This window comes from Fodinibius sp. AD559, assembly GCF_052712805.1.
Genome location: NZ_JBQPVW010000002.1, coordinates 66786 through 93015 on the forward strand (window position 1 = coordinate 66786; position 26230 = coordinate 93015).

Annotated in this window: 26 protein-coding genes; 12 read left to right on the top strand and 14 right to left on the bottom strand. The window is 42.0% G+C overall.

Annotated features, from left to right (window positions below; translation table 11 throughout):
* Positions 1 to 22: 22 nt before the first annotated feature.
* On the bottom strand, positions 23 to 1351 hold the full coding sequence (locus ACQ4LT_RS03400; RefSeq protein ID WP_445664612.1) for a tetratricopeptide repeat protein: 1329 nt from the start codon (positions 1349 to 1351) through the stop codon (positions 23 to 25).
* Between the two features lie 154 nt (positions 1352 to 1505).
* Here ACQ4LT_RS03400 and ACQ4LT_RS03405 point away from each other — a divergent pair, with 154 nt between their 5' ends.
* Both ACQ4LT_RS03405 and ACQ4LT_RS03410 read left to right on the top strand, forming a co-directional pair.
* Positions 1506 to 2309 carry an alpha/beta fold hydrolase gene (locus ACQ4LT_RS03405; RefSeq protein WP_445664613.1) on the top strand — a complete coding sequence of 268 codons (804 nt, stop codon included), beginning with the start codon at positions 1506 to 1508 and terminating at the stop codon, positions 2307 to 2309.
* Positions 2310 to 2322: 13 nt separating this feature from the next.
* Positions 2323 to 2700: a RidA family protein gene (locus ACQ4LT_RS03410; RefSeq protein WP_445664614.1), complete on the top strand. Its 378-nt coding sequence runs from the start codon at positions 2323 to 2325 to the stop codon at positions 2698 to 2700.
* Positions 2701 to 2761: 61 nt separating this feature from the next.
* On the opposite strand, the gene ACQ4LT_RS03415 is transcribed toward ACQ4LT_RS03410, so the two are convergent.
* The 4 genes from ACQ4LT_RS03415 to rplU all read right to left on the bottom strand — a co-directional run bounded on the left by ACQ4LT_RS03415 (position 2762) and on the right by rplU (position 6222).
* Entirely contained in the window at positions 2762 to 4696 is a 1935-nt protein-coding gene (locus ACQ4LT_RS03415; protein WP_445664615.1) for a M23 family metallopeptidase, read from the bottom strand.
* A gap of 3 nt (positions 4697 to 4699) precedes the next feature.
* Positions 4700 to 5356 carry a fumarylacetoacetate hydrolase family protein gene (locus tag ACQ4LT_RS03420; protein WP_445664616.1) on the bottom strand — a complete coding sequence of 219 codons (657 nt, stop codon included), beginning with the start codon at positions 5354 to 5356 and terminating at the stop codon, positions 4700 to 4702.
* 72 nt (positions 5357 to 5428) lie between these two features.
* Positions 5429 to 5686: a 50S ribosomal protein L27 gene (gene rpmA, locus ACQ4LT_RS03425; protein WP_445664617.1), complete on the bottom strand. Its 258-nt coding sequence runs from the start codon at positions 5684 to 5686 to the stop codon at positions 5429 to 5431.
* Between the two features lie 20 nt (positions 5687 to 5706).
* On the bottom strand, positions 5707 to 6222 hold the full coding sequence (rplU, locus tag ACQ4LT_RS03430) for a 50S ribosomal protein L21 (protein WP_445664618.1): 516 nt from the start codon (positions 6220 to 6222) through the stop codon (positions 5707 to 5709).
* A gap of 154 nt (positions 6223 to 6376) precedes the next feature.
* Between rplU and ACQ4LT_RS03435 the strand changes: the two genes are divergently transcribed.
* Both ACQ4LT_RS03435 and ACQ4LT_RS03440 read left to right on the top strand, forming a co-directional pair.
* On the top strand, positions 6377 to 6583 hold the full coding sequence (locus tag ACQ4LT_RS03435) for a hypothetical protein (protein WP_445664619.1): 207 nt from the start codon (positions 6377 to 6379) through the stop codon (positions 6581 to 6583).
* 24 nt (positions 6584 to 6607) lie between these two features.
* Positions 6608 to 8668 carry a peptidylprolyl isomerase gene (locus tag ACQ4LT_RS03440; protein WP_445664620.1) on the top strand — a complete coding sequence of 687 codons (2061 nt, stop codon included), beginning with the start codon at positions 6608 to 6610 and terminating at the stop codon, positions 8666 to 8668.
* Here ACQ4LT_RS03440 and ACQ4LT_RS03445 read toward each other — a convergent pair.
* Positions 8648 to 9268 (bottom strand): Dph6-related ATP pyrophosphatase, encoded by a 621-nt coding sequence (locus ACQ4LT_RS03445; protein WP_445664621.1) that lies wholly within the window; start codon positions 9266 to 9268, stop codon positions 8648 to 8650. The genes ACQ4LT_RS03440 and ACQ4LT_RS03445 overlap by 21 nt on opposite strands.
* A 152-nt stretch (positions 9269 to 9420) precedes the next feature.
* On the opposite strand from ACQ4LT_RS03445, the gene ACQ4LT_RS03450 reads away from it, so the two are divergent.
* The 3 genes from ACQ4LT_RS03450 to ACQ4LT_RS03460 are packed head-to-tail and all read left to right on the top strand — an operon-like array spanning position 9421 to position 11570.
* A complete protein-coding gene (locus ACQ4LT_RS03450) occupies positions 9421 to 10629 on the top strand; it encodes a 2'-deoxycytidine 5'-triphosphate deaminase (protein WP_445664622.1) in 1209 nt (402 codons plus the stop codon).
* A gap of 20 nt (positions 10630 to 10649) precedes the next feature.
* Complete coding sequence (locus tag ACQ4LT_RS03455; protein WP_445664623.1) at positions 10650 to 10868, top strand: hypothetical protein; 219 nt, start codon at positions 10650 to 10652, stop codon at positions 10866 to 10868.
* Positions 10869 to 10871: 3 nt separating this feature from the next.
* The gene (locus ACQ4LT_RS03460) at positions 10872 to 11570 is read left to right on the top strand and encodes an RsmE family RNA methyltransferase (protein WP_445664624.1); all 699 of its coding nucleotides are present in this window, start codon (positions 10872 to 10874) and stop codon (positions 11568 to 11570) included.
* A 53-nt stretch (positions 11571 to 11623) separates the two neighbouring features.
* Here ACQ4LT_RS03460 and ACQ4LT_RS03465 read toward each other — a convergent pair whose 3' ends face one another.
* The 4 genes from ACQ4LT_RS03465 to ACQ4LT_RS03480 form a co-directional block, all read right to left on the bottom strand.
* Entirely contained in the window at positions 11624 to 13510 is a 1887-nt protein-coding gene (locus tag ACQ4LT_RS03465; protein ID WP_445664625.1) for a S41 family peptidase, read from the bottom strand.
* Positions 13511 to 13652: 142 nt separating this feature from the next.
* A complete protein-coding gene (gene hslU / locus ACQ4LT_RS03470) occupies positions 13653 to 15104 on the bottom strand; it encodes an ATP-dependent protease ATPase subunit HslU (protein WP_445664626.1) in 1452 nt (483 codons plus the stop codon).
* Positions 15104 to 15652: an ATP-dependent protease subunit HslV gene (gene hslV, locus ACQ4LT_RS03475; RefSeq protein ID WP_445664627.1), complete on the bottom strand. Its 549-nt coding sequence runs from the start codon at positions 15650 to 15652 to the stop codon at positions 15104 to 15106. Before hslV ends, hslU begins: the two co-directional genes overlap by 1 nt.
* Before the next feature lie 40 nt (positions 15653 to 15692).
* Complete coding sequence (locus ACQ4LT_RS03480) at positions 15693 to 17465, bottom strand: Rne/Rng family ribonuclease (RefSeq protein WP_445664628.1); 1773 nt, start codon at positions 17463 to 17465, stop codon at positions 15693 to 15695.
* A 622-nt stretch (positions 17466 to 18087) separates the two neighbouring features.
* On the opposite strand from ACQ4LT_RS03480, the gene ACQ4LT_RS03485 reads away from it, so the two are divergent.
* The gene (locus ACQ4LT_RS03485; RefSeq protein ID WP_445664629.1) at positions 18088 to 18885 is read left to right on the top strand and encodes a DUF5694 domain-containing protein; all 798 of its coding nucleotides are present in this window, start codon (positions 18088 to 18090) and stop codon (positions 18883 to 18885) included.
* Between the two features lie 53 nt (positions 18886 to 18938).
* Here ACQ4LT_RS03485 and murA read toward each other — a convergent pair whose 3' ends face one another.
* From murA to ACQ4LT_RS03505, 4 genes are read right to left on the bottom strand one after another with little or no spacing between them, the layout of a single operon-like run.
* The gene (gene murA / locus ACQ4LT_RS03490; RefSeq protein WP_445664630.1) at positions 18939 to 20210 is read right to left on the bottom strand and encodes a UDP-N-acetylglucosamine 1-carboxyvinyltransferase; all 1272 of its coding nucleotides are present in this window, start codon (positions 20208 to 20210) and stop codon (positions 18939 to 18941) included.
* The gene (locus ACQ4LT_RS03495) at positions 20203 to 20712 is read right to left on the bottom strand and encodes an acetyl-CoA carboxylase biotin carboxyl carrier protein subunit (RefSeq protein ID WP_445664631.1); all 510 of its coding nucleotides are present in this window, start codon (positions 20710 to 20712) and stop codon (positions 20203 to 20205) included. Before ACQ4LT_RS03495 ends, murA begins: the two co-directional genes overlap by 8 nt.
* 2 nt (positions 20713 to 20714) lie before the next feature.
* A complete protein-coding gene (locus tag ACQ4LT_RS03500) occupies positions 20715 to 20984 on the bottom strand; it encodes a hypothetical protein (RefSeq protein WP_445664632.1) in 270 nt (89 codons plus the stop codon).
* Between the two features lie 56 nt (positions 20985 to 21040).
* Complete coding sequence (locus ACQ4LT_RS03505; protein ID WP_445664633.1) at positions 21041 to 21589, bottom strand: hypothetical protein; 549 nt, start codon at positions 21587 to 21589, stop codon at positions 21041 to 21043.
* A 107-nt stretch (positions 21590 to 21696) separates the two neighbouring features.
* On the opposite strand from ACQ4LT_RS03505, the gene ACQ4LT_RS03510 reads away from it, so the two are divergent.
* From ACQ4LT_RS03510 to ACQ4LT_RS03525, 4 genes are all read left to right on the top strand, one after another.
* Entirely contained in the window at positions 21697 to 22515 is an 819-nt protein-coding gene (locus tag ACQ4LT_RS03510) for a DUF3108 domain-containing protein (protein WP_445664634.1), read from the top strand.
* A gap of 3 nt (positions 22516 to 22518) precedes the next feature.
* Complete coding sequence (gene dut, locus ACQ4LT_RS03515; RefSeq protein WP_445664635.1) at positions 22519 to 22962, top strand: dUTP diphosphatase; 444 nt, start codon at positions 22519 to 22521, stop codon at positions 22960 to 22962.
* A 201-nt stretch (positions 22963 to 23163) separates the two neighbouring features.
* Positions 23164 to 24429 carry an MFS transporter gene (locus tag ACQ4LT_RS03520; RefSeq protein ID WP_445664636.1) on the top strand — a complete coding sequence of 422 codons (1266 nt, stop codon included), beginning with the start codon at positions 23164 to 23166 and terminating at the stop codon, positions 24427 to 24429.
* Between the two features lie 163 nt (positions 24430 to 24592).
* Complete coding sequence (locus ACQ4LT_RS03525; RefSeq protein ID WP_445664637.1) at positions 24593 to 25861, top strand: hypothetical protein; 1269 nt, start codon at positions 24593 to 24595, stop codon at positions 25859 to 25861.
* Positions 25862 to 26230: the final 369 nt, after the last annotated feature.

Sequence of the window (26230 nt, forward strand, 5' to 3'; positions counted from 1 at the left end):
AATGCGAGTAAGTAGATAGTTATTAACTGTCCATGCCCGCTTCTTTCATTGCTTCTTCAGCTTTTTCATCCATACCTAAGAAGGTGTAAATCTGGAATAGACTTCTCCAGTAATTTTCATTCTCCGGATCAAGTTCGACAGCTTTTTCGTAATACTTCATAGCTTGGCGAATGTCCTTTTTACCTTGTTCATCAAACTTAGCCGCCTTTTTATTATCAGAAGTTCTGTTACGACGATCGAAATGAGTTTTGGCTCGGTTTTGATAAATAACACCCAGTGTTTCATAGGCAGCTGGATCATCAGGGTTAATTTCCAGAGCTTTTTTAATTTCTTTCTCAGCACGGTTAGTGAGTTCTTCTTTTTCAGCTAACAGTTTTTCATTTTCATTGCTGAGTTCATTGATTTGACTTTTAATTTCTTCTTTTTTGGAAGAATTAGCCTGATTAAACTTTTTCTGTAACTCCATGATTTCTTGAGAGTTGGTACCCGTCGAATCTTGCAGTTCCAGAGCCTGTTGATAAATTTTCGTACCCATCACTAAGCGATATTTGGGGTTGTCAGGATCTTGCTGAACAAGTTCATTAAGCGTAGCAATTGCTTTTTCTTGTTTTCCTGCTCTGCTATAAGCATCAGCAAGGTTTGTAACAATAGGTTTGCTTTCGGGGAATCGTTCTTTTCCTCTTTCAAAGACTTCAACAACCTTTTCATCATTTCCTAAGTTGAAGTGATAATTCCCTAAGTGCAGGTAATCAACGGTATCAATCTCTGATTCGGAAATCATGTTCATGTACTTCTCCTTGGCAGAAACCGCTTCTTCAAATTCTTTGTTTCTGGCTGATATTTGAGCATAAACATTCCAGGAACTAGCACTGTCTGGTTGTAGATTGGTTGCATTTCTCAGATGCCCCATGGATAGCTTCATCGGGTTTTCGACTGTGCTTCTAACGCTGTCGTTTGTAGCAAGGTCAACGCCTCGTTGAAACTCGGTCTGCCATAAGGCAACCTTTACGCCGGATATGTTATTGATTTCACCGGGTACATTTTCAGAGGTATCAGCAACGCTTTTAGCTGTTTCAAAAGCCTCATTCATTCGTTTATAGTAGTCAGCACGCTCTGTGGGATCGTCTTGAGATCTGGCAAGTTCACCCAATGCAACGGCTTTATAATAATATCCCAGGGGATCGCCCGGATATTGCTCAATGGACTTTTCTGCTGAAGCGATAGCGGCTTCAAAATCTTGAGTTTTAAGATTACTTTGTGCTTCGTCGGCTAACGGATTTGAAGATCCGCATCCTATCAAAATTGCCGCGAGCAATGCTACAAGTAGATGAGGTAATTTTTTAATAAACATGGTTTCTGATTGCTATAAATTCAATGTTATTAGAATATCCGTTCGTGATTTCAGAAAGTAATCATATATAGTCCTTTCTGCAATATTTATGCATAATTTTATTATATTATGCACTTAAAAAAATAACAGTCTATTAACCCAGATATCAATTTATATGTTCGGCAGCAGTCATTTCGAAAGTCATCATTATAACGATTTTGAATATCTCAAAATTTCAAAGGGAACAGAGGATTCTGCTAATCTGGTTTTTTTGCATGGTATGTTTGGGGGATTAAGTAACTATGATGCGTTGGTTGAATATATAGATGACTATAATATTTATGTGCCAGCTATTCCTCTCTATGAGTTTAAGGCCAGAAAGCTGACGTTTACGAATATGGCCAAATGGCTGCACTCTTTTATGGAGGCTTTGGAAATTGATAACCCTATCCTGTTAGGCAATTCTATGGGTGGACATTTGGCTCTCGAGTATACCGTGCAGCACCCAGAGAATGTGGCGGGATTGATTTTAACCGGAAGTTCTGGATTGCAGGAAAGAGATTTTGGATCCACATTTCCTCGCCGTAACGACCGTGATTATGTGCGAAAGCAGGCGGCAATTACATTTTATGATGATGACTTTGTGACTGAAGAACTTATGGATGAAATCATGGAGGTAATCAATGATCGATCAAATTTGTTGAATGTGCTGGCTATTGCTCGAGAGACGCACGAGTATAGCATGGAAGATTACTTGCCGGAGATCGATCAGGAAGTTCTGTTGATTTGGGGTAAACAAGATGAAATTACGCCCCCGAAAGTTGCTGAAGAGTTTCATAAAGCATTGCCCAATTCTCGACTTAAATGGATTGATGAATGTGGTCATGCTCCCATGATGGAACATCCCGAAAAGTTTGCTTTTCATCTGAATGAGTTTTTGAGCGAATTGAAAAATAAAAGTACAACTACAATAAAATAACATTTACAGAATCATGAAGAAGATAATTCATACTTCAAAAGCACCGGAAGCTATAGGTCCATACAGTCAGGCTGTCGTTCATGACGATTTGGTATATTGTTCAGGACAAATAGGATTGGATCCCGATAGCATGGAGTTTGTGGGAGATGATGTTAGTTCTCAGGCTAAACAAGTCATGAAAAATTTAAAAGCCGTTTTGGATGAAGCCGGATCTGGTTTTGACAAAGTTATTAAGTGCAGCATTTTTCTGGATGACATGGATAACTTTGGAACGGTTAATGAAATTTACGGCAATTATTTTGAGAATGATCCACCAGCACGGGAAACCGTTGCAGTTAAAACGTTACCCAAAAACTGCAAGGTTGAGATTGGCTGTATTGCACATCTTTAATTATCAGGATTGTTTTATTAAAGAGTGGGGAGAAGCTGTACATCAGTTTCTCCCTATTTTTTTACTTCCTATTTTCTAATTCAAAAATCTGTTTTGCTTTGTTTCCCATCTTATCGAAGGCTATAACTTTAACTTTTATAGATGAAGAGGGAACAAAATTGGGATGGTAGTAAACAAAGCGATCATTCTCGGGCTCAAATTCTGCAATTCCCTGATTTCCATTAGCGAATATTTTTGACTTGGAATAATCAATGCCGGAAAGATTATCCACAACATCTATATAAATAACCCATTTGTCATCGGGCCGCTGCCGTATACGTGGATTTTTTATTTGAGGAGCTGTTTGATCCTTTTTCAAAGAAAAGTGACCAAGGGTTTCGGCTTTGCCAATGATATGAGAGGTCGTAAAATTTGTAGGAATTAATTCCCATTCCTTATCCTCTTGGTCAAAACGATAAAACGAGAGTTTGGAGGTATCGGTTAACGCGCTATCGCGAGAGGTGTAAAATGGATATTCTTCCTTAACCGGATAGGCGTTTGGGATGAAATCAACAGTTAAGGAGTCTTTGGTAAAATTATTTACATACATACCCACCGAAACGGTATCATAAAACGTTTGTTTGGGAAATATGGCAAAGTGTTTTTGATCAGCGGAGGAGATAAAAGAGGTGGATTGTGGAGTAATTCGGTAGAGTTGTAGTGGACCCGAATTCGGTGTATTGACGAAGAATGACTTTTGGCCTTCTACATTAACTACAATACCGTTGGCATATTCAATAAATTGTTCTTCATCAGTCAAACCAATTGTGGTGTGTTCATATTGGTCATATGGAATGGTAACCCAATCCGAAAACCAGTTCCACTGATTGGGAGAAATAGTACTGATATTTGAGCTACGATTCCTGAATGATCGATGATTTTGTTTTTGTTGCTGGTCTTCAGGGATGTTAAGTGTGAGTTTAGCTGTAGAAGTATTATTGTAATAATCTTTCGCCGTTATCGTAACTTGATGTATTCCTACCGGTAAATTTAGAATACCTTTTTGACTGTTGGTTTTATAAAATGGGAGGGAGTTCCCATCTGCTATATAAAGTCGCTGAAATCCCTTGTCTGTATTTTTTAAAAGAGGATGTACCCGATCAATGAACATCTGGTGAGTTTCGCTGTACGAAAAGCTGTCTACCTTGGAAGTGAAAAACTCTTCGCCGTTTATATTAAGACTGAGCTCATAAACAGCATAACTGTTATGAACATTATCGGACTGGTCAAAAGCATTCAGGCCTAAACCAATAGGTCCTTTGGCTGATATAGTACCAAAGCTGTATATTCCGTGTTCGAGCTTTGCTCTTTTGGTATATATGGCATTTTCTCCTTCAACATTGGATCTGGGACTAAGTGGTTCCACAGAAAGTCCTCTAATTTGCGGCGGAATATTATCTTTAACGGATAAATTTGTCAACAGGGGATTAAATGGTTTGTGTGAAGGAGTTCGAAGTTCAAAATGAAGATGGGGTGGACCAATACCTGATGCGCCACTGTATCCGATGAGATCACCCTGTTTGACTTCAATATTTCGCCATCCCCAGAATTTCTCAATTTCAAATTGGTAGTTCTCGGCAAACCGAACAGAATCAGCCAGCTGTTGCAGCTTATCATTAAAAGAGAGTAGGTGAGCATATACCGAATAGGAGCCATCGTCGTGTTTTAAATAGATGACTTTGCCGTAGCCTCTTGGACCAATGGCAACGCGATCAACAATACCATCTCGAGTGGCATAAACTTCATATCCTTTTTGTCCCCAGGTTTTGATATCCAGGGCAGCATGAAAGTGTGCTGCTCGTGTTTCTCCAAAAGTGGAAGAAAGATATCGGCTGGCTTCAGTTGGCCACACATAGTGTGCTCGGGTTGGATCAAAGTTATCCGACTCCTGTGCTGATAATGGATGAGTAGCAATCCCTATAAAGAAAGTAATGAAAAGTAGAAGGCGAATATTCATTGTTTAAGCTACAGTTATAGAAAGTGTTGCCAGTCCATTGTTTAAAGAAGCTTCTATTTTGTCTCCTTTGGTTATAGATGATACTCCTTTGGGCGTGCCGGTTAAAATGATATCGCCGGGTTGCAGGGTAAAAATAGTCGATAAATAGTGGATTAGATCAGCCACAGTAAAAATCATCAGCTTGGTACTGTCCGATTGACGAACTTCGTTATTTACTGAAATTTGTAAATCCAGATTTTGGGGATCTTCGATCCGATCTTTTTCGATGAACGTACTCAGTGGGGCGAATGTATCAAATCCCTTGGCAACGGTCCACGGATGTCCTTTTTCTTTGGCCTTTTGTTGAATATCGCGAGCGGTTACATCAATACCAATACCATAACCGCCAACATGTTTTAAAGCTTCATCCTTTGGAATATTTTTGCCAGCCCTATCAATAGCAACTGCCAACTCTACTTCGTGATGGACATCTTCGCTTTGGGGAGGGATCTGAATTTTACCACCATCAAAAATGATGCTGCTGGTCGGTTTTAGGAAAACAAGCGGCTGAGTTGGGACTTCATTGTTGAGTTCTTTGGCGTGCTCAACATAGTTGCGACCGATGCAAAAGATATTACGAAATTGTAGGTGGGGCAGGCCCGGGATATTATTCTTTTTCATAGAGAGTAATATAAAAAAAGCCTTGGTTTCTTTAGAAACCAAGGCTTAAAAAATTTGGTAAAAAAAATGCTGTTATGAAACAGGATCAACACTTACATATTTACGTCCACCTGAGCGAACGCGGAAGGTAACCTCTCCGGCAGCTTTGGCAAAGAGCGTGTCATCGCCGCCACGGCCTACATTATCGCCGGGGTGGAACTTAGTACCACGCTGACGTACGATAATATGACCGGCTTTAACAACTTCTCCGCCGTATTTCTTAACTCCAAGTCGTTTCGAAATCGAATCACGACCGTTCTTTGTAGATCCTTGTCCTTTCTTATGCGCCATAACAATCTAAAATTTCTGAATTATCCTTCTTGCTTACTGTCCCATGCATCCAAAACGGTAACCCGCTCTTCATCATCGGGAACAAATCCTTTGAGATCTTCAAGATCAGTATTTCGGATATGACTGATGGCCTCTTTGGCCGTCATATCAGTAGATACTTGTCCTGTATCTTCAGACTCAGAAGTATCTTTTGCTTTTTCAGCTTTTTTCTTACTTCCACTGCCGGAAGTAGAAATACTGTTAATCTCGATTTGGGACATCGGTTGGCGGTGTCCGCGCTTAACTTGATATCCCTTGCGACGTTTCTTCTTAAAAACGGTAACCTTGTCGGCTTTTACATTATCAAGCAAAGTGGCTTCAACAGCAGTGCCTTCAACAACAGGTTGACCTACTGTTACATTACCGTCGTCATTTGTTAATAAAACTTCATCAAAAGTAAGCTTTTGATCGGTTTCATCACTTTGTTTGTCAACAAACAGGACATCGCCTTCTGAAACGCGATATTGATGTCCACCTATCTTTACTACTGCGTACATCTAATTGTGTAATTTTATGTTGTAAATTCTTTTGGCTACAGAATGCCAAATATAAGCTTTTCGAAGCTTAAAGCAAAGCTAAAAATCTTATGAATTATAGTCGTTAAAATTGTATTATTGTCAATGCATCACAACCAACAAAAAAGAAATTGTTATGGAGAAGGACTTACCCGATTTGCACGAACAAGCTTTTATGTTTAAAAATGAGAAACGCTTTCAGCATGACGGCGGACGAGCATGGATTAAGGATTCGCAACTTCACGAAGCTCGCAAAGATGGGAATGGTAAATTGAAGACCATTCACTCAGAAAAGGATGCCGATCGCGTTGAAGAAGCTGAGGATCACAAGCCTTCTCTTTAATCTTTTGCAATTCAATTATTGAAAATGAAATATGTCCGTCTTCGATCTTGGATAGTGTTAATAACCCTGGGAATCGGTGTTATTATACTATTCAGTTATTCGACCGGTGGATCGGGACCCTATAAAAGTGTAAATCCCATTACAGATTCACTGCTTACTGCAACCTATCTGGATTTGTATGAAGCTGTTACACAGCGGGATGCAGAAGCCCTCGAGCCGTTTTTATCTCATCAACATCCCCAAGTACGAAAGCAAGCATGGCGGGCGTTTGCCAACACTTCAGTAGATTCTGTTGACCAATTCATTAATCTCGCTAAAGAACAGAATTCTGATGCTTCTTGGTTTGGAATAAGCAAGCACGAACTTGCCGAAAATGAGCTGAGAGAGCTCGAACAAAGCTGGATAGAAGATGCCGAATTGCGTTCGGGAATTTCCAGAGTGCTTGGCCAGCAGGGAGATGGACAGACCCTTTCCTTTTTTATCAATCAACTGGATAAAAATTTAGCGGATAGTGAATATCAGACTGCGCTGGCAGTGGGACGCTTAGTTCAACAATTTGATATAACTCAGGATCGGCAAATCCGGGTTATGCAAAAGGCATTTGACACAGAAAACTATGAAACTACCCGCGCTTATTTGTATGGATGGTATCGTGGCGATGAATCTGAATTAACTGCTGCTGCACAGGATACGCTATTTGATCGATGGCAGCTGATGGGCATTGGGATAAGTCGGGATGTCGATCAATATATGAATAAGATTCTTCCTGAGCGTACGACTCATACCATGACCATTTTCTATAATGGTGAGCAGATGCTGGACCATGAAATCCAGCTGGCATATGAGTTGGCTACATCTATCGGTAAAGTGTCTCTGAATGATAAACATTCGTTGGCGGCTAAAATTTTATTGACGAACGACAATCCGCATGTTCAGGTGCGAACGCTGCAAAGTTTGCATGGAAATATCGAAGAGGGGGATGATCTGTATCAATACATTCATGATGAAATGCTAACGGATGAACGTTTAGCTGATGCTGTTTGGTTGCAGGCGTTAGCGGAGGTTCAACAAGTAGATGCTCAGATTGTAAAAGAGTACCAAAGCCGGCTTGCAACTATTCCTGAAGAAAATGCCTATTTATGGCCCGAGGTGTTGGGAATTTATCGGCAATATGAATCCCCTAAAAATTACCTGAAGCGTATTGAGGATTTAGTAAGTGAGGGTGAGCAATTGCCGACAATGTATGCGCTGCAAAGTTTAGGAAGTTTTGTGCAGGATATCCAGGATATAGGAGAGCATAGGCAGCAAATTCGAAATATTGTTTTTGATGCACTCGATTTGGGTGATCGAGGCGTGACCTATATGGCAGGTTCGTTATTGGAGAATGAATCCCTTTTTAAATCCGAAGATTTTGACCGTATAAATGGTAGTTTATCAGCTTTTTCACTACCCGGTGATATCGAAGTTTATCAGACCTTTGGCTCGTTGTATAAAGAACGATTTGAAGAACAGGCCAAGTCGGTTATCGATTCACTTGCTTCTAAAAATTATGTACCCCTGAATCGCTCGTTGGCCGATGCCGGATGGGATGTTGAGGTGCCGGAAGATTCAAAAACTGAATTTCGTTTACCTGACTGGGATCGACTTTGGGAGCTGGGGCCCAATCCCACACTGCTTATGGAGACAGAGAAAGGGAGGATCCATATTGAGATGAATACGCTTAGTGCTCCCGCTACGGTGTCAATGATCGACAGCTTGAATAGTGCGGAACATTATGACGACGTACCGTTTCATCGTGTGATTCCCAATTTTGTAATACAGGGCGGGGATATTGAACGACAGGATGGTTTCGGCGGTCCCGATTTTGTGATTCCCACCGAGGCATCAGAAAAAGAATTTGCACGTGGTGCGGTAGGTATTGCCAGCGCAGGTACCGATACTGAAGGCAGTCAGTATTTTATGATGCATCAATGGAAGCCGCATCTAAATGGAAGTTATACGCGTTTTGGCAAAGTTACTGACGGGATGGATGTAGTGGATAGCATTGTGCAAGGTGATAAAGTGTTATCGACTACCTGGTATTAGCGGTTGATTATCCAGTGTTTCGGGGTCTTTGAATATGACTTTGGTATGAAATTCTCCGTTTTCGCCCATAGGATCTATTTCATTAAGGCGCTGAAGCTGCATGACCAATTTTTGATCGAAGGATTCTCCTTTTTTTAGCAGTGACTGGAAGTCTTCTTTTACTGCGCTAATTTTTATTTCTATCGGTTTCAGAAGTAATATGGGGAGCAGGTCGTTCAGGTCTTTTTTCCATATTGGAAAAATACAAGAATAGCCCATTTCGCCGAACGCTTCTTCGCGCCACTGCCGAATATCTTCTAAATACCAGTCGCCAAAAATGAGATTTTCGATGGGTTGCTCTAATTCATTCAGGGCATTTTCAATCCGTTCTAAATAAGTCTCATTGGGGCAGTTAGAGGGAAGGCCTACAGAGATTAAATCTAAACCAAGATGATCTGTCTGTTCCTCTATATCGGAAAGCGGAATGTTTTGATGAGGCACAATGTCGTTGGACTCATCATAGGTTGTAAGCAGTTTTAGATCTGCCTCGGGGTATGATTCCCTGAAAAAGTGAAGAGCCAAGTAGGCATCTTTGCCGCCGCTCCAAAAAAGAATATTCATTCTGTCTGTATAAAATTGATTAGAGAATCAGTGTTTGGAATTAAAGTAAGATCGATTCTGAATTCTGATCACTGAATTCCTATATTAGGGCGCAAGTTCAGATGCCATAAGATACAAATATTCATTAACGTTTTAATTTAAGATAAGTTTTGATGAGCAGCGAGATCCAAAAAGTACATCTGCGAACCAAAGGCATACTACCCGTTCAAAAATTGCGTGTATTGGCCAATGCGGGTATTATTTCTCATGCTGATGGATATCCGTTGAAGGATGATCAGTTTCAGCCTAACTCAATTGATTTGCGTTTAGGAGAAAAGGCTTACCGGGTGAGATGCAGTTTTTTGCCCGAGGATGAGTCGGTAAACCAGAAGCTGGACAAACTTAGCCAGTACGAGTTCTCGATTACTGACGGTGCTATCCTGGAACCTAATTGTGTGTACATCATTCCACTGCTCGAAGAGTTGCATTTGCCGTCCCATATCTCACCACAGAAAACATTGTTTAATGGGAATGAAAACGGAGTAGATTACCAGATTGTATCCGGAGAGCATCTTTCCGCCAAAGCCAATCCCAAAAGTACAACAGGCCGGCTCGATGTGTTTACACGTGTAATTACGGATTATTCTCACCGTTTTGAAGAAATACGATCAGGTTATAAAGGGAGAATGTATTTGGAGGTTGTTCCCAAGTCTTTTCCAATAAAGATTAAAACAGGACACCGGTTGAATCAGCTGCGAATTCGCCACGGTTATACTGTGCTTTCTGATCAGGATATTTTGCGAACGCATAGTTCCGACCCGCTGCTCTTTACTGAGAGCGGAGATCCGGTTGACGTAGATGAACTAAAAGTTAATAATGGGCTCTTTCTGAGTGTAAACTTACATGCCAAAGAAGGAAAAATTGTAGGGTATAAGGCCAAAAAGCACCGCGATTATATCGATCTCGATAACATTGACTACTATGACGTTTCGGAATTTTGGGAGCCCATTTACCACCAACCTGATGATCACCTTATTTTAGAACCGGAGGCATTTTACATCTTCGCTTCTAAAGAGCGTTGTCGTATTCCCGAATATTTGGCCGCCGAAATGATTGCTTATGATACGGGATCAGGGGAGCTGCGTACGCATTATGCTGGCTTTTTTGACAGTGGTTTTGGCGGACGTGTAGAGGATAAAGGAGCACGAGCTGTGCTCGAAGTGCGTTCACATGATGTACCTTTTTTGATTGAAGATGGACAAACATTTTGTAGCATGAAATTTGAACCGAATACCGAAGTTCCTGATTTTGTGTACGGTGATGACATCGAAAGTAATTACCAAGGACAAGAACTTCGTTTAGGAAAACATTTTAAACAATAGTGGTTAAGCGTTGATTTATTATGGCTCCAAATAACGTAACAGAGTGTATTTGTCACGACCGGGAGTTTATCGAGATAAAGCAGTATGCCAATCAAAATAATGTGACGTCACTTGATGAGCTTCAGAACCAGAATTATTGTAGCAACAGCTGTGGACTTTGTGCTCCATATGTAGAAATTGTTTTGGAAACTGGTCAGACTGAGTTTGTGCCGGGAGAACCGTTTCGAAAAAAGCGATAAGCGATGAATAATTTTTATGCACCACCGTCGCAGATAAATAATGGATTTGCCGAGCTACTGGACCAGGAGGCGATTCATGCCTCTAAGGTGATGAGGGCTCGGGAAGGGGATACGTTAACGATTGTAGACGGAGTAGGCGGGTGTTATGAGGGAATTATCCGCCGGATTACAAAGAAGTCGGTGCAAGTAGAAATTAAAGATGAGGAGCACCGGTCCCGTTCGAAGCCAGAACTTGTTTTAGGGATGGGAATCATTAAGAAAAGAGATCGATTGGAATTTGCTGTGGAGAAAGCTATTGAGTTGGGGGCAGCTCAAATATGCCTATTTCGAAGTGAGCATACTATTAAAGAAAATGTGCGAATGGACCGGTTGGAATCCTTGGCTATTTCGGCTATGAAACAGAGTCTGCAATCACACCTTTGTAATGTAGAGGTCTACCATTCGTTGGATATGATGCTTGATACTGTTTCAGTTGATAATATGTTGGTTGCCCACGAAAAAGTTGACGAAACCAACGGAGATATTGACTACAAAAGTGTTCGTAACTCTGAGAGAACACTGTTATTGGTTGGACCGGAGGGAGGTTTTTCGGAAACTGAAATTAGTAATCTTACAGATAAGGGGGGAGAGTTGGTATCACTTGGTCCCAATAGATTGCGTGCAGAAACGGCGGCAATAGCCTTTATGAGTCAGTTTTTATAAAAAAAAGCCCGACTCATCGAGCCGGGCTTGCTACATTTCGCTTGATAAAGCGTTTAGTAACGATCAGTCGAAGGCGTTGTATGCGTGGCCGCATATTCCTCCAGCTTCGCTACTTCATGCCACATTTTCATTGCTTTATCAATGGTTTCGTCAAGCTTGTTTCTTACGGGATAATATTTTTTAAGTCCCCATACTTGTCGCGCCAACTCCGCTTTTATGAGTCCGCGAGGCATCCATTCGATTTCTTCTAAATGTCCTTGAGGTACGAATAGAGTATCAGATTTAAAGTCAGGTTTTGATAAGGTATCGGTTACAACCATATTCTTCTCTTTAAGACGGCTAAAAACCTGATCCATCTGTTCTTCCGACCATTCGAACTCTTTGTTAAAGCGATCATAGTTGTCCTCCCATTTCTGTCGGAACTCATCTCCATTTTCATCCAAATAGTCGCGAACGAAATTAAATCCCACCCGATTACGAAGCATATAGTTAGCTACAATTTTGGATTGTGCTGTATCGGGTTGAACAATATGATCGGGAACAATTCCACCGCCGCCGTAAACCGTTCGTCCGGCATCAGTAGTGTATTTCAGGGAGTCGGGAACATCGGATACAAATTCCATGGCATCACCCTTGGCATCGACCCCACGCTGATAGATTTCATAGGCGTATTCCTCACCACCTTTTTTGTTATATGGTTTCTGTATCAGCCGTCCAGAGGGAGTATAATACTTGGATATGGTAACACGAATTTTACTGGAATCAACCAGTTCGTATTGCTGCTGCACCAATCCCTTGCCAAATGTACGTCGCCCTACAATCCATCCGCGATCGTGATCCTGAACAGCACCACTTACAATTTCACTTGCCGAGGCTGATCCCTCATCAACAAGAATCATGAGCGGTTTGTCCTTGAAGAAACCATCACGGCGCGAGTAATAGGCCGAGGTAAATCGGGTATGGCGGCTTTTTGTTGAAACAATTTTTGTGCCTTGGGGAAAGAATTCCTCTGTAATGGCAACGGCCTGACTAAGATAACCACCGGGGTTCCCTCTCAGATCTAACAACAGGCGTTCCATACCCTTATCCTGGAGGTTTTTCATAGCCTCCATAAATTCTTGATGCGTAGTTTGGATAAACTTATCCATTTTGATATAGCCGGTCTTTTCGTCCATCATATAAGCGGCACCGATGGAGTAAAGGGGGATATCATCGCGGACGATGGTAAACTCGATTGGATCTTTTACATTTGGTCGTTTGATCGTGACATCGACCTCAGAGCCTTTAGGGCCGCGAAGAGTATTGCGTACATCTTCATTAGAAAAGCCTATCGCACTTTCGCCATCAATTTTGATGATACGATCTCCGGAACGAATGCCCAGCGCGTCGCTGGGGCCCCCGGCAATAGCTGTAATTACGGTAATTGTATCTTGAATTACGTTAAACTGAACACCAATACCTTGAAATTTGCCTGAAAATTCATCGTCGATATTCTCACTAAGTGATGGCTCGATATAAACCGAGTGCGGATCCAATCCCTTAAACATGGATTCCAAGGCATCTTCAGTACGCTCAGTCATATCTTCATCAGGATAGTTATTGGTGACATAAAGATATGCCTGCTCAAACTTGTCGACCGATTCGCCAAGGTTTTTGATTTGTAAATCCTTAAAAGTAGTATCAGCCGGAGTATTTTCAAGATTTGCCGTACTGTCTGATAGATTTTTCACCAGCCCTTTTACACTGTTTTTATACAACTGGGTTACATCAACTTCATCAACATAATTGTCGACTATTCGTCGTTGTGTTTGGACATATTTTTTGATGTTCTTTTGCAGCGTATCATTTCCAGGAACAACAGATTCAACGCCGGCAAACCAGAAAGAGGATAGTACAAATAGGGTTACTATGTTGGGGATGATAAACTTTTTCATGCTCATGGTGCAAAAGATATTGGTGATTATATTGCAGAAATTACTTCTTGGATATACTGCGTAAGAAACAACCTATTAAAATAGGCAAATGAGTATTTGGTATTTAACTTGTAAGTAGTTGATTAATTTGATTTTTGTCAACGTGCAATTAAAGAATATATTGACTTAGATCTTTATCCTTAACAAGATCATCAAGTTGTTTGTTCACATAGTCTTTGTCGATCGTAATATCGCCGGAGCTAATATCATCGGGGACTGCAAATAACAGCTCATCCAACAGTGATGACAAAATAGTATGAAGCCTTCGCGCACCGATATTTTCTACGCGATCGTTTACCTGAGCGGCAATAGAAGCAACTTCTTTAAGGGCATCTTCGGTAAACTCAATATCCACGCCTTCGGATTTTAACATAGCTTGATATTGTTTTGTTAACGCATTTTTTGGTTGCGTTAGAATATCAAAGAAATCCTCTTCAGTAAGGGAGTTAAGCTCTACCCGAATAGGGAAACGTCCCTGTAATTCCGGAATAAGATCGGAAGGCTTGGAGACGTGAAAAGCTCCTGAGCCAATAAACAGCATATGATCGGTTTTCACCATACCATGCTTGGTAGAAACATTGCTACCTTCAACAATAGGAAGCATATCGCGTTGTACGCCCTGGCGACTTACATCGGGTCCGCCGCCGCCACCACCTTTGCTATTATTGGATGATTCGGCCACTTTGTCAATTTCATCAATAAAGATGATGCCTTGTTTCTGTACGCGTTCAAGCCCTTCTTGTACAGCTGATTCGTGATCAATCAGCTTCTCCGCTTCTTCTTCCAGCAGTATTTCGCGGGCTTCTTCAATCGTTACCTTTCGGTTAGTTTTTTTCTGTCCACCTAAATTGCCGAGCATATCCTGCAGGTTGATACCCATTTCATCCATGCCACCCTGCGGACCAAAAACTTGCATCATTGGCGAACGGCTGGACTTTTGAACCTCAATCTCAATTTCACGCTCATCAAGTTCGCCGTTGCGTAGCTTTTCGCGAAATTTTTTGCGTGTGCGTTCATTCAGCTCCTCATCAGAAGCGCTTTGTGGATTAAAATCCTGATCACTTGAATTGGCATCAAATCCGGGTGAACTGTTATTACTATTACCTTTGTTTTTCTTTACAGGAGGGATGAGGATATCTAAAATGCGTTCTTCGACGATCTCACGGGCTTCTTCTTCCACACGATCGCGCATTTCGGTTTTTACCATGTCGATGGCTATATCTGCCAGGTCGCGAATCATCGATTCTACATCGCGCCCCACATAGCCGACTTCGGTAAATTTACTTGCTTCAACTTTGATAAAAGGAGCTTCTGCGAGCTTTGCCAGTCGACGAGCAATTTCTGTTTTACCAACGCCGGTAGGGCCAATCAATAAAATATTATTGGGCAGTATTTCATCTCTGATTTCCTCATCAGCATTCATGCGTCGCCAGCGGTTTCGCAAGGCAATGGAAACCGACCGTTTGGCGTCGTCCTGACCAACAATATATTTATTTAATTCTGCTACAACTTGTTGTGGTGTAAGGTTTTTCTGTGTAACTGTCTTTTGTAAAGTACTCATCAATCTTCAATTTCTAATATACTCAGGTTATGATTCGTATAGATACAGATATCTGCCGCAATATCGAGTGCTCTTTGCACTATCTCATGGGCTGATAAATCGGGGGCACTCTCCTTTAATGCCCGAGCAGCAGCAAGTGCATAACTTCCGCCGCTGCCGATAGCTAAAATTTGATCATCGGGTTCTATAACATCACCCTGACCCGAAATCAGCAGAGCCTGATCTTTACTCATTACGACTAAAAGAGCTTCAAGTTTTCGTAAAAATTTATCTTGTCGCCACTCTTTAGCCATCTCAACGGCGGCGCGTTTCAAATTACCGTTATACTGTTTCAGCTTCTCCTCATATTTCTCAAAAAGAGTAAAGGCATCAGCTGTAGAACCGGCGAAGCCTGCAGCAATTTTTCCTTCATAGAGGTGTCGCACTTTGTTAACGGTAGCTTTCATCACTGTATTTTCCATGGTTGCCTGTCCGTCGCCGCCCAGGGCAGCTTCTCCGTTGTGAATAATGCCTAATACAGTTGTTGCTTTTATTTCAGGTAAACTCATTAAATTCTGTTCTGTTTCAATTCTCTTTAGTATTCATCAGTTAGGAATCAGATTTGTAGTACTTCGACTTTGAACTATCTCCAGAACGGGATGGACGCGGCTTTCGTTTATCTCGTTTTCGACGTCCTCCCGAATTAGATCCACTTTCTTTTTTGTAATAATCCAAGTCGCCTCTACCCGGACGGTCATCCAGATCATCCAAATCATTTGTTTCGTTTGCAATAAGCTCATCGATGTTGTTCTCCTGCATAACTACATCTGTAATATCGATGTCGGATCCCGCGATGGTAGCTTTATATTCATTTAGAGAAATAGAATCATCGCCAACGAGCGTAATTTTCAGCCAGTAGCGGAACATCCATTTTCGACGAATGCTAAGCAATCCTTTTTCAAGGTACGCTTTGAGATACGGATTGATATAAATATCAACGGCGCGATAATCAGTCGTAGTACGGAACTTACTTAACCATGCATCCAGATCAGCAATAATGGTATTCTTGGTAACTACGCTGCCTGATCCACCACAAGTAGGGCATACTTTAGATACTGAATTAACTACACTTGGCCGGATACGCTGACGCGTAATTTGTACCAGTCCGAAATCGCTCATACCAATTACATTGGTCTTGGCGGGATCCTTCTTGAATTCTTTCTTAAGCTCGTCGTAAATCTTTTTGCGATTTTTATCATTGCGCAGATCAATAAAGTCAACAACAATAATTCCACCAATATCACGCAGACGAAGCTGTTTTGCTACTTCGCGAGCTGCTTCAAGGTTCGTTTTTAGCGAGTTATCTTCCTGCTTCTCCTTAGCGGCGTAGGGACCAGAGTTCACATCTACAACATACATTGCTTCGGTCTGTTCAAATATCAGATAACCGCCGGATGGCATGCGTACACGCGGACTAAAGATGGAATCCACATCTTTGGCAATTTTCATGAAATCGAAGATGTGTTCACGCCCATTATATAGTTCTACATTGGGAAGCATCTGGGGAGCAACCTGGCTTACATACGACTTGATCTTTTTGTGCATGTCCGGATCGTCAACGAGCACGCGGTCATACTGCTTGGCGAAAAGGTCACGGACCAAACTTTCGGTCATATCAAGATCTTTGTAAAGAAGCTCAGGGGGCTCAGCCGTTTCAAGTCGCTCCAGAATGCGTTCCCATTTCTTGAGCACATCGCGCATATCATCTTCAATAGATTGCTCATCTTGTCCCTTGGCAACCGTTCGAATGATAACACCAAATCCATCGGGAACCATTGAGCTTACGATACTCTTAAGGCGGCGACGTTCTTTGTAGTTATTTATTTTGCGGGATACGGCTACATAATCACCCATGGGAATGAGCACGAGAAAACGTCCCGCTACGGTGATATCTGTAGAGATACGGGGACCTTTGGAACCAATTGGTTCTTTAACAATTTGAACCAACAGTTTTTGACCGGGATTTAAAATTTTGCCCGCCCAGTTCTGTTTTTCGTAATTGGATATTTGATTGAAGTCCGTCTTTTTAAGCTCTTTGCGCACATTCTTATGAATGGCGTCGCGTCCGTTGAGCATCTGAACATATTCTTTCAGATGGTCGCCGGCGTCAGAAAAGTGCAAAAAAGCGTCCTTCGGAGTACCCATGTCAATAAAAGCTGCACGGATACCGCTCATCACCTTGTGGACCTTCGCCAGGTAGATATTACCTACCGTACGCTGGTTTTCATCAGATTCTATAAAAAGTTGGGCAAGTTCGCCGTTTTCCAGCAGAGCTATCCGGGTCTGCTTTCCCGAAGCGTGAATAATGATTTGATTTTTCATTGAAATATTCTTCTTTCACGCAGTTGCTGGCCTCCGGACGTATAATCCTGATCAGTAAATCAAAAACTTTCATAATAATAACAGTCTTACAGTTCGTTCGTCTTAGCGGGATTTCAGCAACCGCTAAATTAAAATTCCTGTTAGGAGAAAAATTTGGTTGTGTAATTTGGTCGTATTCAGAGGAGGATATATCTTGCAGAAAGTGATCACAAGAAATCAGCGAGTTCATAAACTTCGCCACATTCTTCAAAAAGATGTTCAAATGCTTTCGAAAAGTGAATAAAACCTTAAATAGTGCTTGTGAATAAATAATATGCTGCAAAAGGTAAACCTAAACTTTTTTAAATCTCTGAATACTTGGTACAAAGTATCACACTAATATACAAGTAGTTTTGCTATTATGTAAACGGTAAATTTTGTAGTAGAGTTCGCGAAGCGCCCTTAATCATGAGGTATGAAAAGGAGAATCAGATGGCTACAAATAGAATATTCTTAACATTTTTGTTTTTCATTCGTACGGATAACACACTTTTTTAAAAAAGAAAAACTCTACAGAATGATTTCAACGCTGAAATTTCTGACTTTGCTTAATAGATCTAAGTTATTAGTTATTTTAATATCATTGCTCACTATCTCTGTATTGCCGATGCAGGCGCAAGATCGGGAACCAATCAAAGTGATGTTTTTGGGAACTACTCACCTCGATAATCCTGGCAGGGATGCGATAAATATGGACGTCCCTGACGTACTTACAGATCAAAAGCAAAAAGAGTTGGAGAGTATTCGGGATGTCTTGGCTGAGTTTAATCCCAATAAAGTTGCCTTGGAAGTTCAAAGGAAGCATCAGTCTGGTTTTGATTCCTTGTACCAAAAGTTCCGTGCTGGCAAACTTGATACGTTTTCAACGGGGGATTTTGTATCCAGGCGCAGCGAACAGTACCAGATTGGATTCAAGTTGGCAGATCGACTGGACCATGATCATGTTTATGCAATTGATCATTATATACCTATGAAAATGGGTAAAATGATGGAGTTCGCCCAAAAATATCAGCCCGAATTCTTAGAATATTTTGAAGAGTACAAAAGTAGTCACCATATAATGATGAAAGACAGTTTGTTACAAAACGGAACCTTGCTTGAGCTCTATCAATACATGAATACCGAGCAAAGTGTAAAGAAGTATCACGAACCTTATGTGCGGTCCCTATCATTGGCAAATGACAGCTCTTTCGTCGGGGCCGATGTAACGGCCGATTATCATCGGAGAAACTTGCGCATTTTTGCTAACCTGATGAAAATTGCCGAACCGGGCGACCGCATTTTTATGATGTTTGGTGCCGGACATTCGCCCTTTATACGTCCACTGCTCAAAGATTCGCCACGCATCGAATTTGTTGATCCGATGGATTACTTGGAGTGAAAGTGAAGGATAGTGTATCTGGTTACGTAGATATTTCGCTACGTAACTAATAATTATTCTTTCTGCTGGGTACGCGTGATCTTAGCACCAACATTGGTAAGCTTCTCCTCCAGATCCTCATAACCGCGATCAAGGTGGTATATACGTAGCACATCGGTTTCTCCTTCGGCGACCATTCCAGCCAAAACCAAACTTACGCTGGCACGCAGATCCGTACTCATCACCGAGGCCCCTTTAAGCTTCGTTTTTCCGCTGATATGTGCCGTGTTTCCATTGACATCAATATCTGCCCCCAGTCGTACCAGTTCGGGCACATAGCTAAACCGATCATCGTAAATGGTATCCGTCACTTTTGATTCACCCTTTGCCTGCGTCATCATCGTGGCCCATTGTGCTTGTAAGTCGGTAGGGAAGCCTGGATATACTTTCGTTTTGATAGATGTTGGATTAAGCTGTTCAGGCGCTTTAATATGAATGGAATCGGCATTAATACTCATCTCAGCACCAATTTTATTAAACGTCTCTGGAAAATGACCAAGATCGTCTACATCCACATTCGTCAATGTTACATTGGATTGCGGGTGCATAGCTGCGGCGATCATAAAAGTACCGGTCTCAATTCTGTCAGAAGCATTGCGGGCGGTAATACCCTGCAGGCTGTCGACTTTTCGGATCGTTAGGGTACGTGTGCCAATTCCCTCAATATCTGCGCCCATTTCTGCCAGCTTTTCGCAAAGCAGAACTACATCGGGTTCCTTGGCAGCATTTTTTATCGTAAATTCTTTAGCACGAAGCACTGCTGCCAGCACTAAATTTACAGTCGCTCCAACACTGCTGGGCTCCAGGGTAAATGTACCCCCTTCCAATTCTTCGGGAGCGTTGGCGATTACATATCCCTCGTCGAGTTGTATATTAGCCCCCATTTTGCGCATGCCATCAAGGTGCAGGTCAACGGGACGCGGTCCCCACGCGCAGCCACCGGGCAGTGATACTTTGGCTTCCCCGTATTTACCGAGCAGGGCGCCAAGCATATAGAATGAAGCCCGCATCTTTCGAACGAGATCGTAGGGGGCTTCGTAATGATTTAAGTTTTTAGGGTCGATGGTGAGAATCCCTTGATCCTCATCAAAATCTACGCGGCAGCCCGTTACGCGAATAACATTGTTAAAAGTATAGATGTCGCGCAGTTTGGGGATGTTGGTAATAGTTGTCGGCGAATCACCTAAAATGGCCGCTGCCATAAGGGGGAGGGCCGCATTTTTTGATCCGCTGATTGGAATAGTGCCTTGGAGAGGGGTAGGTCCTTCAATTACAAATTTATCCACTTGCTTCGATTTCTAAGATTAGAGCGTCTTTTTCGAGTGAGTCTCCCTGTTCAACAGCGATAGATGATATTACCCCTTTGATGGGAGCTTTGAGTTCGTTTTCCATTTTCATGGCTTCAAGAATAGCAACAGGATCGCCGAGTTCTACTTCGTCACCTTCGTCGACGAGTACTTCCAGGATTTTACCGGGCATGGGGGCATTTAGTTCGCCTTCGCCAATTTCGCCGGCCGTTTTGAAACCCATGCGATCCAGTAACAGATCCTGCTCATTGCGAACATCCACCGTGTGCCAGTTGCCATTCAGGGTAAAAGTAACGTTATGCTTATCGTACGATACATTATCGATTTTATAGAGTTTTGTTCCCATCCGGAGCAGGTAACGCCCGTTGTCCTGACGGTGAAACTCGTAGGACTGTTCGTCGTCATCAAAGATAACCTCGTTGGCATCCTCTATAATTTCCAGCTCGGTTATGTTATCGTCTAATATGGCTTCAAATTTCATAATCAGTTCGATTTAATTTCTGTAAGGCCCTTGCTTGTAGCTTGAAAAGTAAAATCCTGCAGGTTATCAGTATCATAAAAACTGGTGAGGGCAATTTTATTGCCGCTACGTTCATAGGCTTCCACAAAACCAAAACTTAACAGGTTGATCAGGTCGTCGCGCAGCTCCCCCTGCAATAATCCCGTTTCTTCCAAAATATCTTGGAATTTTTCCGGGAAGATGAGTCGTTCGAGAACTCTTTTTTCGGTTTTGGTTATTTTATGCTTGCCCATAGTGTTTCTGTTTTTGAGAGAGCTTGAAAATAGGAGGGAGATCGCTTTTTAACAACTTACTCTGCACCAATTTTTATATCGCCGTAAGTAATCACATTTAAATTCCCATCGAGGATGCGAATACGGTATAACCCGTTGGCTTGACTTCCGCCCGATTTTCCGGATATTTCTTCTCCGTTTAATCGGATTGGTGTTACGAGAGATGGTGATGTGATATCATCACGAACTGCTAATAGAGTTTTTCCGGCATCTGAAGGATGTTCAAAGGAGTAGACTTTTATACGGTCAAGATTATCAATTTTACTGAGGTAAATATTGATTGTTAGTTCCTGATTAAAACCCATGGGATTCGGATAGGGAGGTTCAAAACTTGATATTCCCGTACCGATATTAATGAATCCTCGGTACATAGGACTAATGCGCCAGTCATCGGGATCATTATCTGTGATTTCTCCTTCCGTTGGAGTTACCGTATAATCGTTTGGAGCAGATAATGATTGGTTCTCAAATTCCCGCTGATCGTCACTTTTTGAGCATCCTGCAACAAACAGGAATCCCGCTAAAAACAAAACAGTCAGATATGGAAAAAATCTATTGGAAAACATGAACGAAATTCCTGTAAGATACTTTTAATAATATTTCAATTTCACCTATATAATAGGGAACTTTGGACGCTTATTTAAAACAAAATTAAGACTTTATTTTGAGGCTAATGAAGCAGTTGGGAATTACTGGATTTTTTGTCATCTGTATGTTTGCAGGCATGGTATTTCCATCGGCGATACAGGCACAGGATTCACTGTTAACTTACGATCACCCCGACAGGCCGCCCGCTATGGAAGAATTGTTGGAGTGGAAGGAGGTGTTTACCTACAAAGTAAAGTTTGGCTTTTTTAAGCTCGGGGAAGTAAAAACAACAATCATTAAGGATACTACTTATCAGGGAGAGAAAATATGGTGGCTGCGCACAGTTATAACATCAAATTCGGGGATCCCTTTTGTCGGGGAAGAAGAAAATCACTATAACACTTTTATGGTAGAGACCGACAGTACGCCTTATACAACACTTTATTGGCGGGATAATCTGGATGAGAATGAGTTTGAGGCAGAGGTATATGAGTTTGATTACGAAAACGAGAAGGTGTACGTCTCGGAGAATATGACTCCCGTTGACACGCTGGCATTGACTGAGCCTTCAAGTTCGGGTCAGCTTATCTTCTATTATTCCCGGTTGTTTGCAGGCACTAATAAGGATTATCGTCTGCCGGTATATTTAGAGCGTGAAAAGGGATATATCAACGCGACGAACAGTACCAAGATTGAGATGCGTGATTACGATGCTTTTGAGGATCCGGTAAAGACCTACTTTAGTGAAGGGGATGCCAATATTGACGGGCCGTTCGGATTTCGCGGAAAATATAAGGCATGGTATATCGCTGACGATTTGCGGGTGCCTGCCGAAGCTCATGCCAAGGTTTGGCTGGGTAATGTTAAAGTGCAACTTATTGATTATAAAAAAGAACGCAGATAACCAATGCAGATACAGTTTAAGAAATTACCTCATGCAGAAGATTTACCGCTTCCTTCGTACGAATCAGAATTTGCGGCGGGAATGGATATTCGTGCAGCTCTTGAAAAACCGATTACTCTGCAGCCCGGCGAACGGCAGCTTATTCCATCGGGCTTAAAAATGGCCATGCCGCAGGGATATGAGGCGCAAATGCGTCCCCGGAGTGGATTAGCTTACCGTAATGGTATCACCATGTTGAATACGCCCGGAACTATTGATGCGGATTATCGTGGTGAGCTTAAAATGCTGACGATAAATCTGGGAGATGAGAAATTTACCATTAATCACGGAGACCGCATCGCCCAAATGGTCATTGCGCCTGTTATTCAGGCGGAAGTAGATGAAGTTGAAATCCTTTCAGAAACCGAGCGCGGCGACGGCGGCTTTGGCAGTACGGGAGTGAAGTGATTATTAGTTTATGCCATATAAAACTAATAACAGATAACTAAGGGTTTGCTGGATAAGATAATTTTCATGTTAAAAGTCTGGCGTTCGTATCGCCTGAAGATAAATAATCAGGCTAAAAATAGCTTTCGGAAGCTCACTTGAAATGAGCTTTAATTACCATAGACCACAGTTCTTTGTGGATAATTAATTTGTCTTACAATTTTGCTCGATAAGATACGTCCTTATATAGATTTAGTATCCAACAACCAAGACTATCGCCGGTTGTGGCTTAGCCAGATTATATCCAATTTTGGAGATTGGTTTGGCATACTGGCTGTATATGCGCTTATCACCAAGTATTCCGACTCCGAATTTTTGTTGGGATTGATTATCGTTGTCAAGATGATGAGCCTGGCCACCTTTTCACCCTTTGCCGGATACATTACGGATCGTTTTGACCGGCGTCATTTAATGATTCTTTGCGATATGCTGCGGGGAGTTATTGTTTTGGGACTGTTGCTCGTAGTATCATACGAGACCTTGTGGTTAGCCTATGTACTTACTGCATTGCAAATGATGCTATCGGCTATTTTTGAACCTGCCAAAACCTCATCTATTCCCAATGTCACCACAGAAAAAGAGCTGGTGGATGCAAATGTGTTATCAGCTGCAAGCTGGAGCATTATTTTTACCATCGGCATGGGTATTGGGGGACTGGCAACAGCCGGACTGGGCACGGACTTGGTGTTTATCATAAATGCAATCAGCTATGTGTTATCTGCATGGTTTATCTATCGCGCTGTAATTCCGCAAAAGAAAATGGATGCAGCCGAGCGCAAGCGAACCCGGAATCCACTGACGGGAATAAGAGAAGGCTTTCAGTACCTGTTTCGCACGCATAAAGTATTGCGTCCCACGCTGGCTAAAGGATGTTTTACTATGTTTCTGGGTGCGCTGACTTATATGCTTATTTTGGTTTCTGAGGATGTACTGATGATGGGCAGTGTCGGACTCGGACTGCTTTATTCAGCCCGGGGTATGGGAACCGGTATTGGTCCTGTCATCGGGCGACGTATTTTTAATCAGGAAAGTGACTGGGTACGGGCGATGGGATTTTGTATGATCTTTGCGGGCCTGATGTATTCAGTTGTTGGGTTGACGACCAGCTTAGGTATAATGTTGCTCTTTGTCTTTATAGCACACGCAGCCTCCGGAGCCAACTGGGTGATGAGTACAGTGTTGTTGCAGCGTCGCACGCCTGATACTTTTCGCGGTCGGATTTTTAGTACCGAATGGTTGCTTTTTACACTTGGGCAATCGGCCTCGGTAATGGTAGCCTCATGGATTTTAGAAAATGATTTGCTGACTATTCAACAGGCGATGGTAGTATTTGCGTTGGGGCTTTTCGTAACGGGAATTGTTTGGCACTTTACGATATCAGAGCAAGAACAGCTGTATCAGGAGAGAAAAAAAGAACTGAGAAATTAAAACATATACTTTTTCAATTTACGGAAGCACTTCGGAATCAATATGTCAGGTTTTATTTATCGCAGGTATAATGGGAGAATGGTCCGTTTTTGTATATATTAAAAAAAATTAATATTCACCTCTTCGGGAAGTTCCCATTTGCAAAACAAATATCATATTTACTATGGATGTTTTTAAAAGAAATCTATTTCTTTGGTTTTCATTAGTTTCTGTTGTACTGGTATTTACAGCTTGTTCTGAATCAAACGATAGCAGCGCTCCCTATGAAGTTATTAATGATGACTCCGAACTTGAAAAGCGCTATACTGAAAAGAATTCAACTATAAATATTGATTCAACGGATGGGAGTGGCTACAAAAGCAGATATAAACAGAAAAAGGCCAAATTTTCTTTAACGCTTACCGCTGAACTGAGTGCTCCTTCTGTTGGAACGGATGGCATTCAGGCAACGATGGTTAGTATTAATGGTAATAGCTCTCGTGCTACCGTCAGCTATAATAAACAGGGCTCATCGTACCAGGGTAGTATTGATGTACTACAGGTTACTTCCGGAAATGCGAAATCTATGCGTATTCGCTCGAGCGTAGAGTTTTTCGATTCCGATGTAAATGCCGTGTTTGCTGGTGACAACAGGGTATGGGGAGCACTGGCAACTGAAAACCCAGAATTGTCAAACAGCAGTGATCGGTCTGCGCTCCAGGGATTTGCGTTTAGTGGGTTTGATATTGAAGCTATTGATGACCTTTCTGTTTCGTTACCGAGTTTTGCGGCCAACGCTGTAAAAGAATATGACAATCGGATTTTTGCTACCAGCGGTACCGATGGCGGACTTTCGGTTTATAGCCAAGATTTAAGCGAAGAACTTAATTACACGGAACTGCGCGATGCTCGCTGGGTTGATGTTAACGGTGATTATCTGGTTGTTCTACTGGGAGATTCCAACGATGACGGAAAAGGCGAAATTGTAGTAATGAATCCAAATACGTATGACATTCAAAACCGCTATCCATTTGTGGGAGCCAGTACGCCCGAGGCAAAAAATACAGTAGAGGTCATTGAGCACCTTGCCTTTATTGCCGCCGGGGTGGAAGGGATGAAAGTGATGGATCTTACTACCGGAGAAATTGTTGCTGAAATACCGCGCCCGGATCCGTCCGAGCTGGGAATAAGTGATCAGCGAGTGATGACCAATGCCGTTTCTGTGGATGAGGATAAGATTTTTATTTCAAATGGGGAGGCAGGTGTTTACGTGGCAGAAGCAGATCAAAACATTGATCGTTATAATCCCGGAGAGCAGCTTAATATCACTGTGCTTGGAAAGCTTACATTTGATGATCTGGAATCCGTCAATCATGTAAGCTACCGTTCAAAAATACTGGTTGTAGCTGCTGGAGCGGGCGGAGCAAAAATTGTGCGACTGGACGCCAAGTGACTTTTTCTTGAAGAATATAAAATGCTCGGCACTCCTGAGGTGCCGAGCATTTATTATTAATTCTACCTACTCACCCCATCAATTGCTATTATCTTCGGGGATGTTGTAACTGGTTTTACCCGGTCTGTAATCGCCTAACTAATGGTCGGCAAAATAGCACCAGGGAAGCCATTCGAAATTGGTGGAATAATTCTCCAAACGATGTCGCTGCCCGGATAGCATCATCGTCCCCTTTACTTTGTACAGAACCTAAGATCTTAACTAAAACCGTGAAGCTGGCAGGCTATTGTTTTCCCCTCGAAGGGAGAGAGGTGTACAGTTTAGTTATAAATTATGAGCTGCAGATGTTAGGTTTGAATTTCTTTATCC

What these genes read in the sequence shown, in the direction of transcription:
- ACQ4LT_RS03450 (WP_445664622.1), top strand. Translation starts at nt 9,421, where the DNA reads ATGAGCAGCGAGATCCAAAAAGTACATCTGCGAACCAAAGGCATACTA.
- ACQ4LT_RS03410 (WP_445664614.1), top strand. Translation starts at nt 2,323, where the DNA reads ATGAAGAAGATAATTCATACTTCAAAAGCACCGGAAGCTATAGGTCCA.
- hslV (WP_445664627.1), bottom strand. Translation starts at nt 15,652, where the DNA reads ATGAGTTTACCTGAAATAAAAGCAACAACTGTATTAGGCATTATTCAC.
- ACQ4LT_RS03525 (WP_445664637.1), top strand. Translation starts at nt 24,593, where the DNA reads ATGGATGTTTTTAAAAGAAATCTATTTCTTTGGTTTTCATTAGTTTCT.
- ACQ4LT_RS03510 (WP_445664634.1), top strand. Translation starts at nt 21,697, where the DNA reads ATGAAGCAGTTGGGAATTACTGGATTTTTTGTCATCTGTATGTTTGCA.
- ACQ4LT_RS03405 (WP_445664613.1), top strand. Translation starts at nt 1,506, where the DNA reads ATGTTCGGCAGCAGTCATTTCGAAAGTCATCATTATAACGATTTTGAA.
- ACQ4LT_RS03460 (WP_445664624.1), top strand. Translation starts at nt 10,872, where the DNA reads ATGAATAATTTTTATGCACCACCGTCGCAGATAAATAATGGATTTGCC.
- ACQ4LT_RS03435 (WP_445664619.1), top strand. Translation starts at nt 6,377, where the DNA reads ATGGAGAAGGACTTACCCGATTTGCACGAACAAGCTTTTATGTTTAAA.
- hslU (WP_445664626.1), bottom strand. Translation starts at nt 15,104, where the DNA reads ATGAGTACTTTACAAAAGACAGTTACACAGAAAAACCTTACACCACAA.
- ACQ4LT_RS03415 (WP_445664615.1), bottom strand. Translation starts at nt 4,696, where the DNA reads ATGAATATTCGCCTTCTACTTTTCATTACTTTCTTTATAGGGATTGCT.
- ACQ4LT_RS03500 (WP_445664632.1), bottom strand. Translation starts at nt 20,984, where the DNA reads ATGGGCAAGCATAAAATAACCAAAACCGAAAAAAGAGTTCTCGAACGA.
- dut (WP_445664635.1), top strand. Translation starts at nt 22,519, where the DNA reads ATGCAGATACAGTTTAAGAAATTACCTCATGCAGAAGATTTACCGCTT.
- ACQ4LT_RS03440 (WP_445664620.1), top strand. Translation starts at nt 6,608, where the DNA reads ATGAAATATGTCCGTCTTCGATCTTGGATAGTGTTAATAACCCTGGGA.
- ACQ4LT_RS03465 (WP_445664625.1), bottom strand. Translation starts at nt 13,510, where the DNA reads ATGAGCATGAAAAAGTTTATCATCCCCAACATAGTAACCCTATTTGTA.
- ACQ4LT_RS03495 (WP_445664631.1), bottom strand. Translation starts at nt 20,712, where the DNA reads ATGAAATTTGAAGCCATATTAGACGATAACATAACCGAGCTGGAAATT.
- ACQ4LT_RS03420 (WP_445664616.1), bottom strand. Translation starts at nt 5,356, where the DNA reads ATGAAAAAGAATAATATCCCGGGCCTGCCCCACCTACAATTTCGTAAT.
- rplU (WP_445664618.1), bottom strand. Translation starts at nt 6,222, where the DNA reads ATGTACGCAGTAGTAAAGATAGGTGGACATCAATATCGCGTTTCAGAA.
- rpmA (WP_445664617.1), bottom strand. Translation starts at nt 5,686, where the DNA reads ATGGCGCATAAGAAAGGACAAGGATCTACAAAGAACGGTCGTGATTCG.
- ACQ4LT_RS03445 (WP_445664621.1), bottom strand. Translation starts at nt 9,268, where the DNA reads ATGAATATTCTTTTTTGGAGCGGCGGCAAAGATGCCTACTTGGCTCTT.
- ACQ4LT_RS03400 (WP_445664612.1), bottom strand. Translation starts at nt 1,351, where the DNA reads ATGTTTATTAAAAAATTACCTCATCTACTTGTAGCATTGCTCGCGGCA.
- ACQ4LT_RS03455 (WP_445664623.1), top strand. Translation starts at nt 10,650, where the DNA reads ATGGCTCCAAATAACGTAACAGAGTGTATTTGTCACGACCGGGAGTTT.
- ACQ4LT_RS03480 (WP_445664628.1), bottom strand. Translation starts at nt 17,465, where the DNA reads ATGAAAAATCAAATCATTATTCACGCTTCGGGAAAGCAGACCCGGATA.
- ACQ4LT_RS03505 (WP_445664633.1), bottom strand. Translation starts at nt 21,589, where the DNA reads ATGTTTTCCAATAGATTTTTTCCATATCTGACTGTTTTGTTTTTAGCG.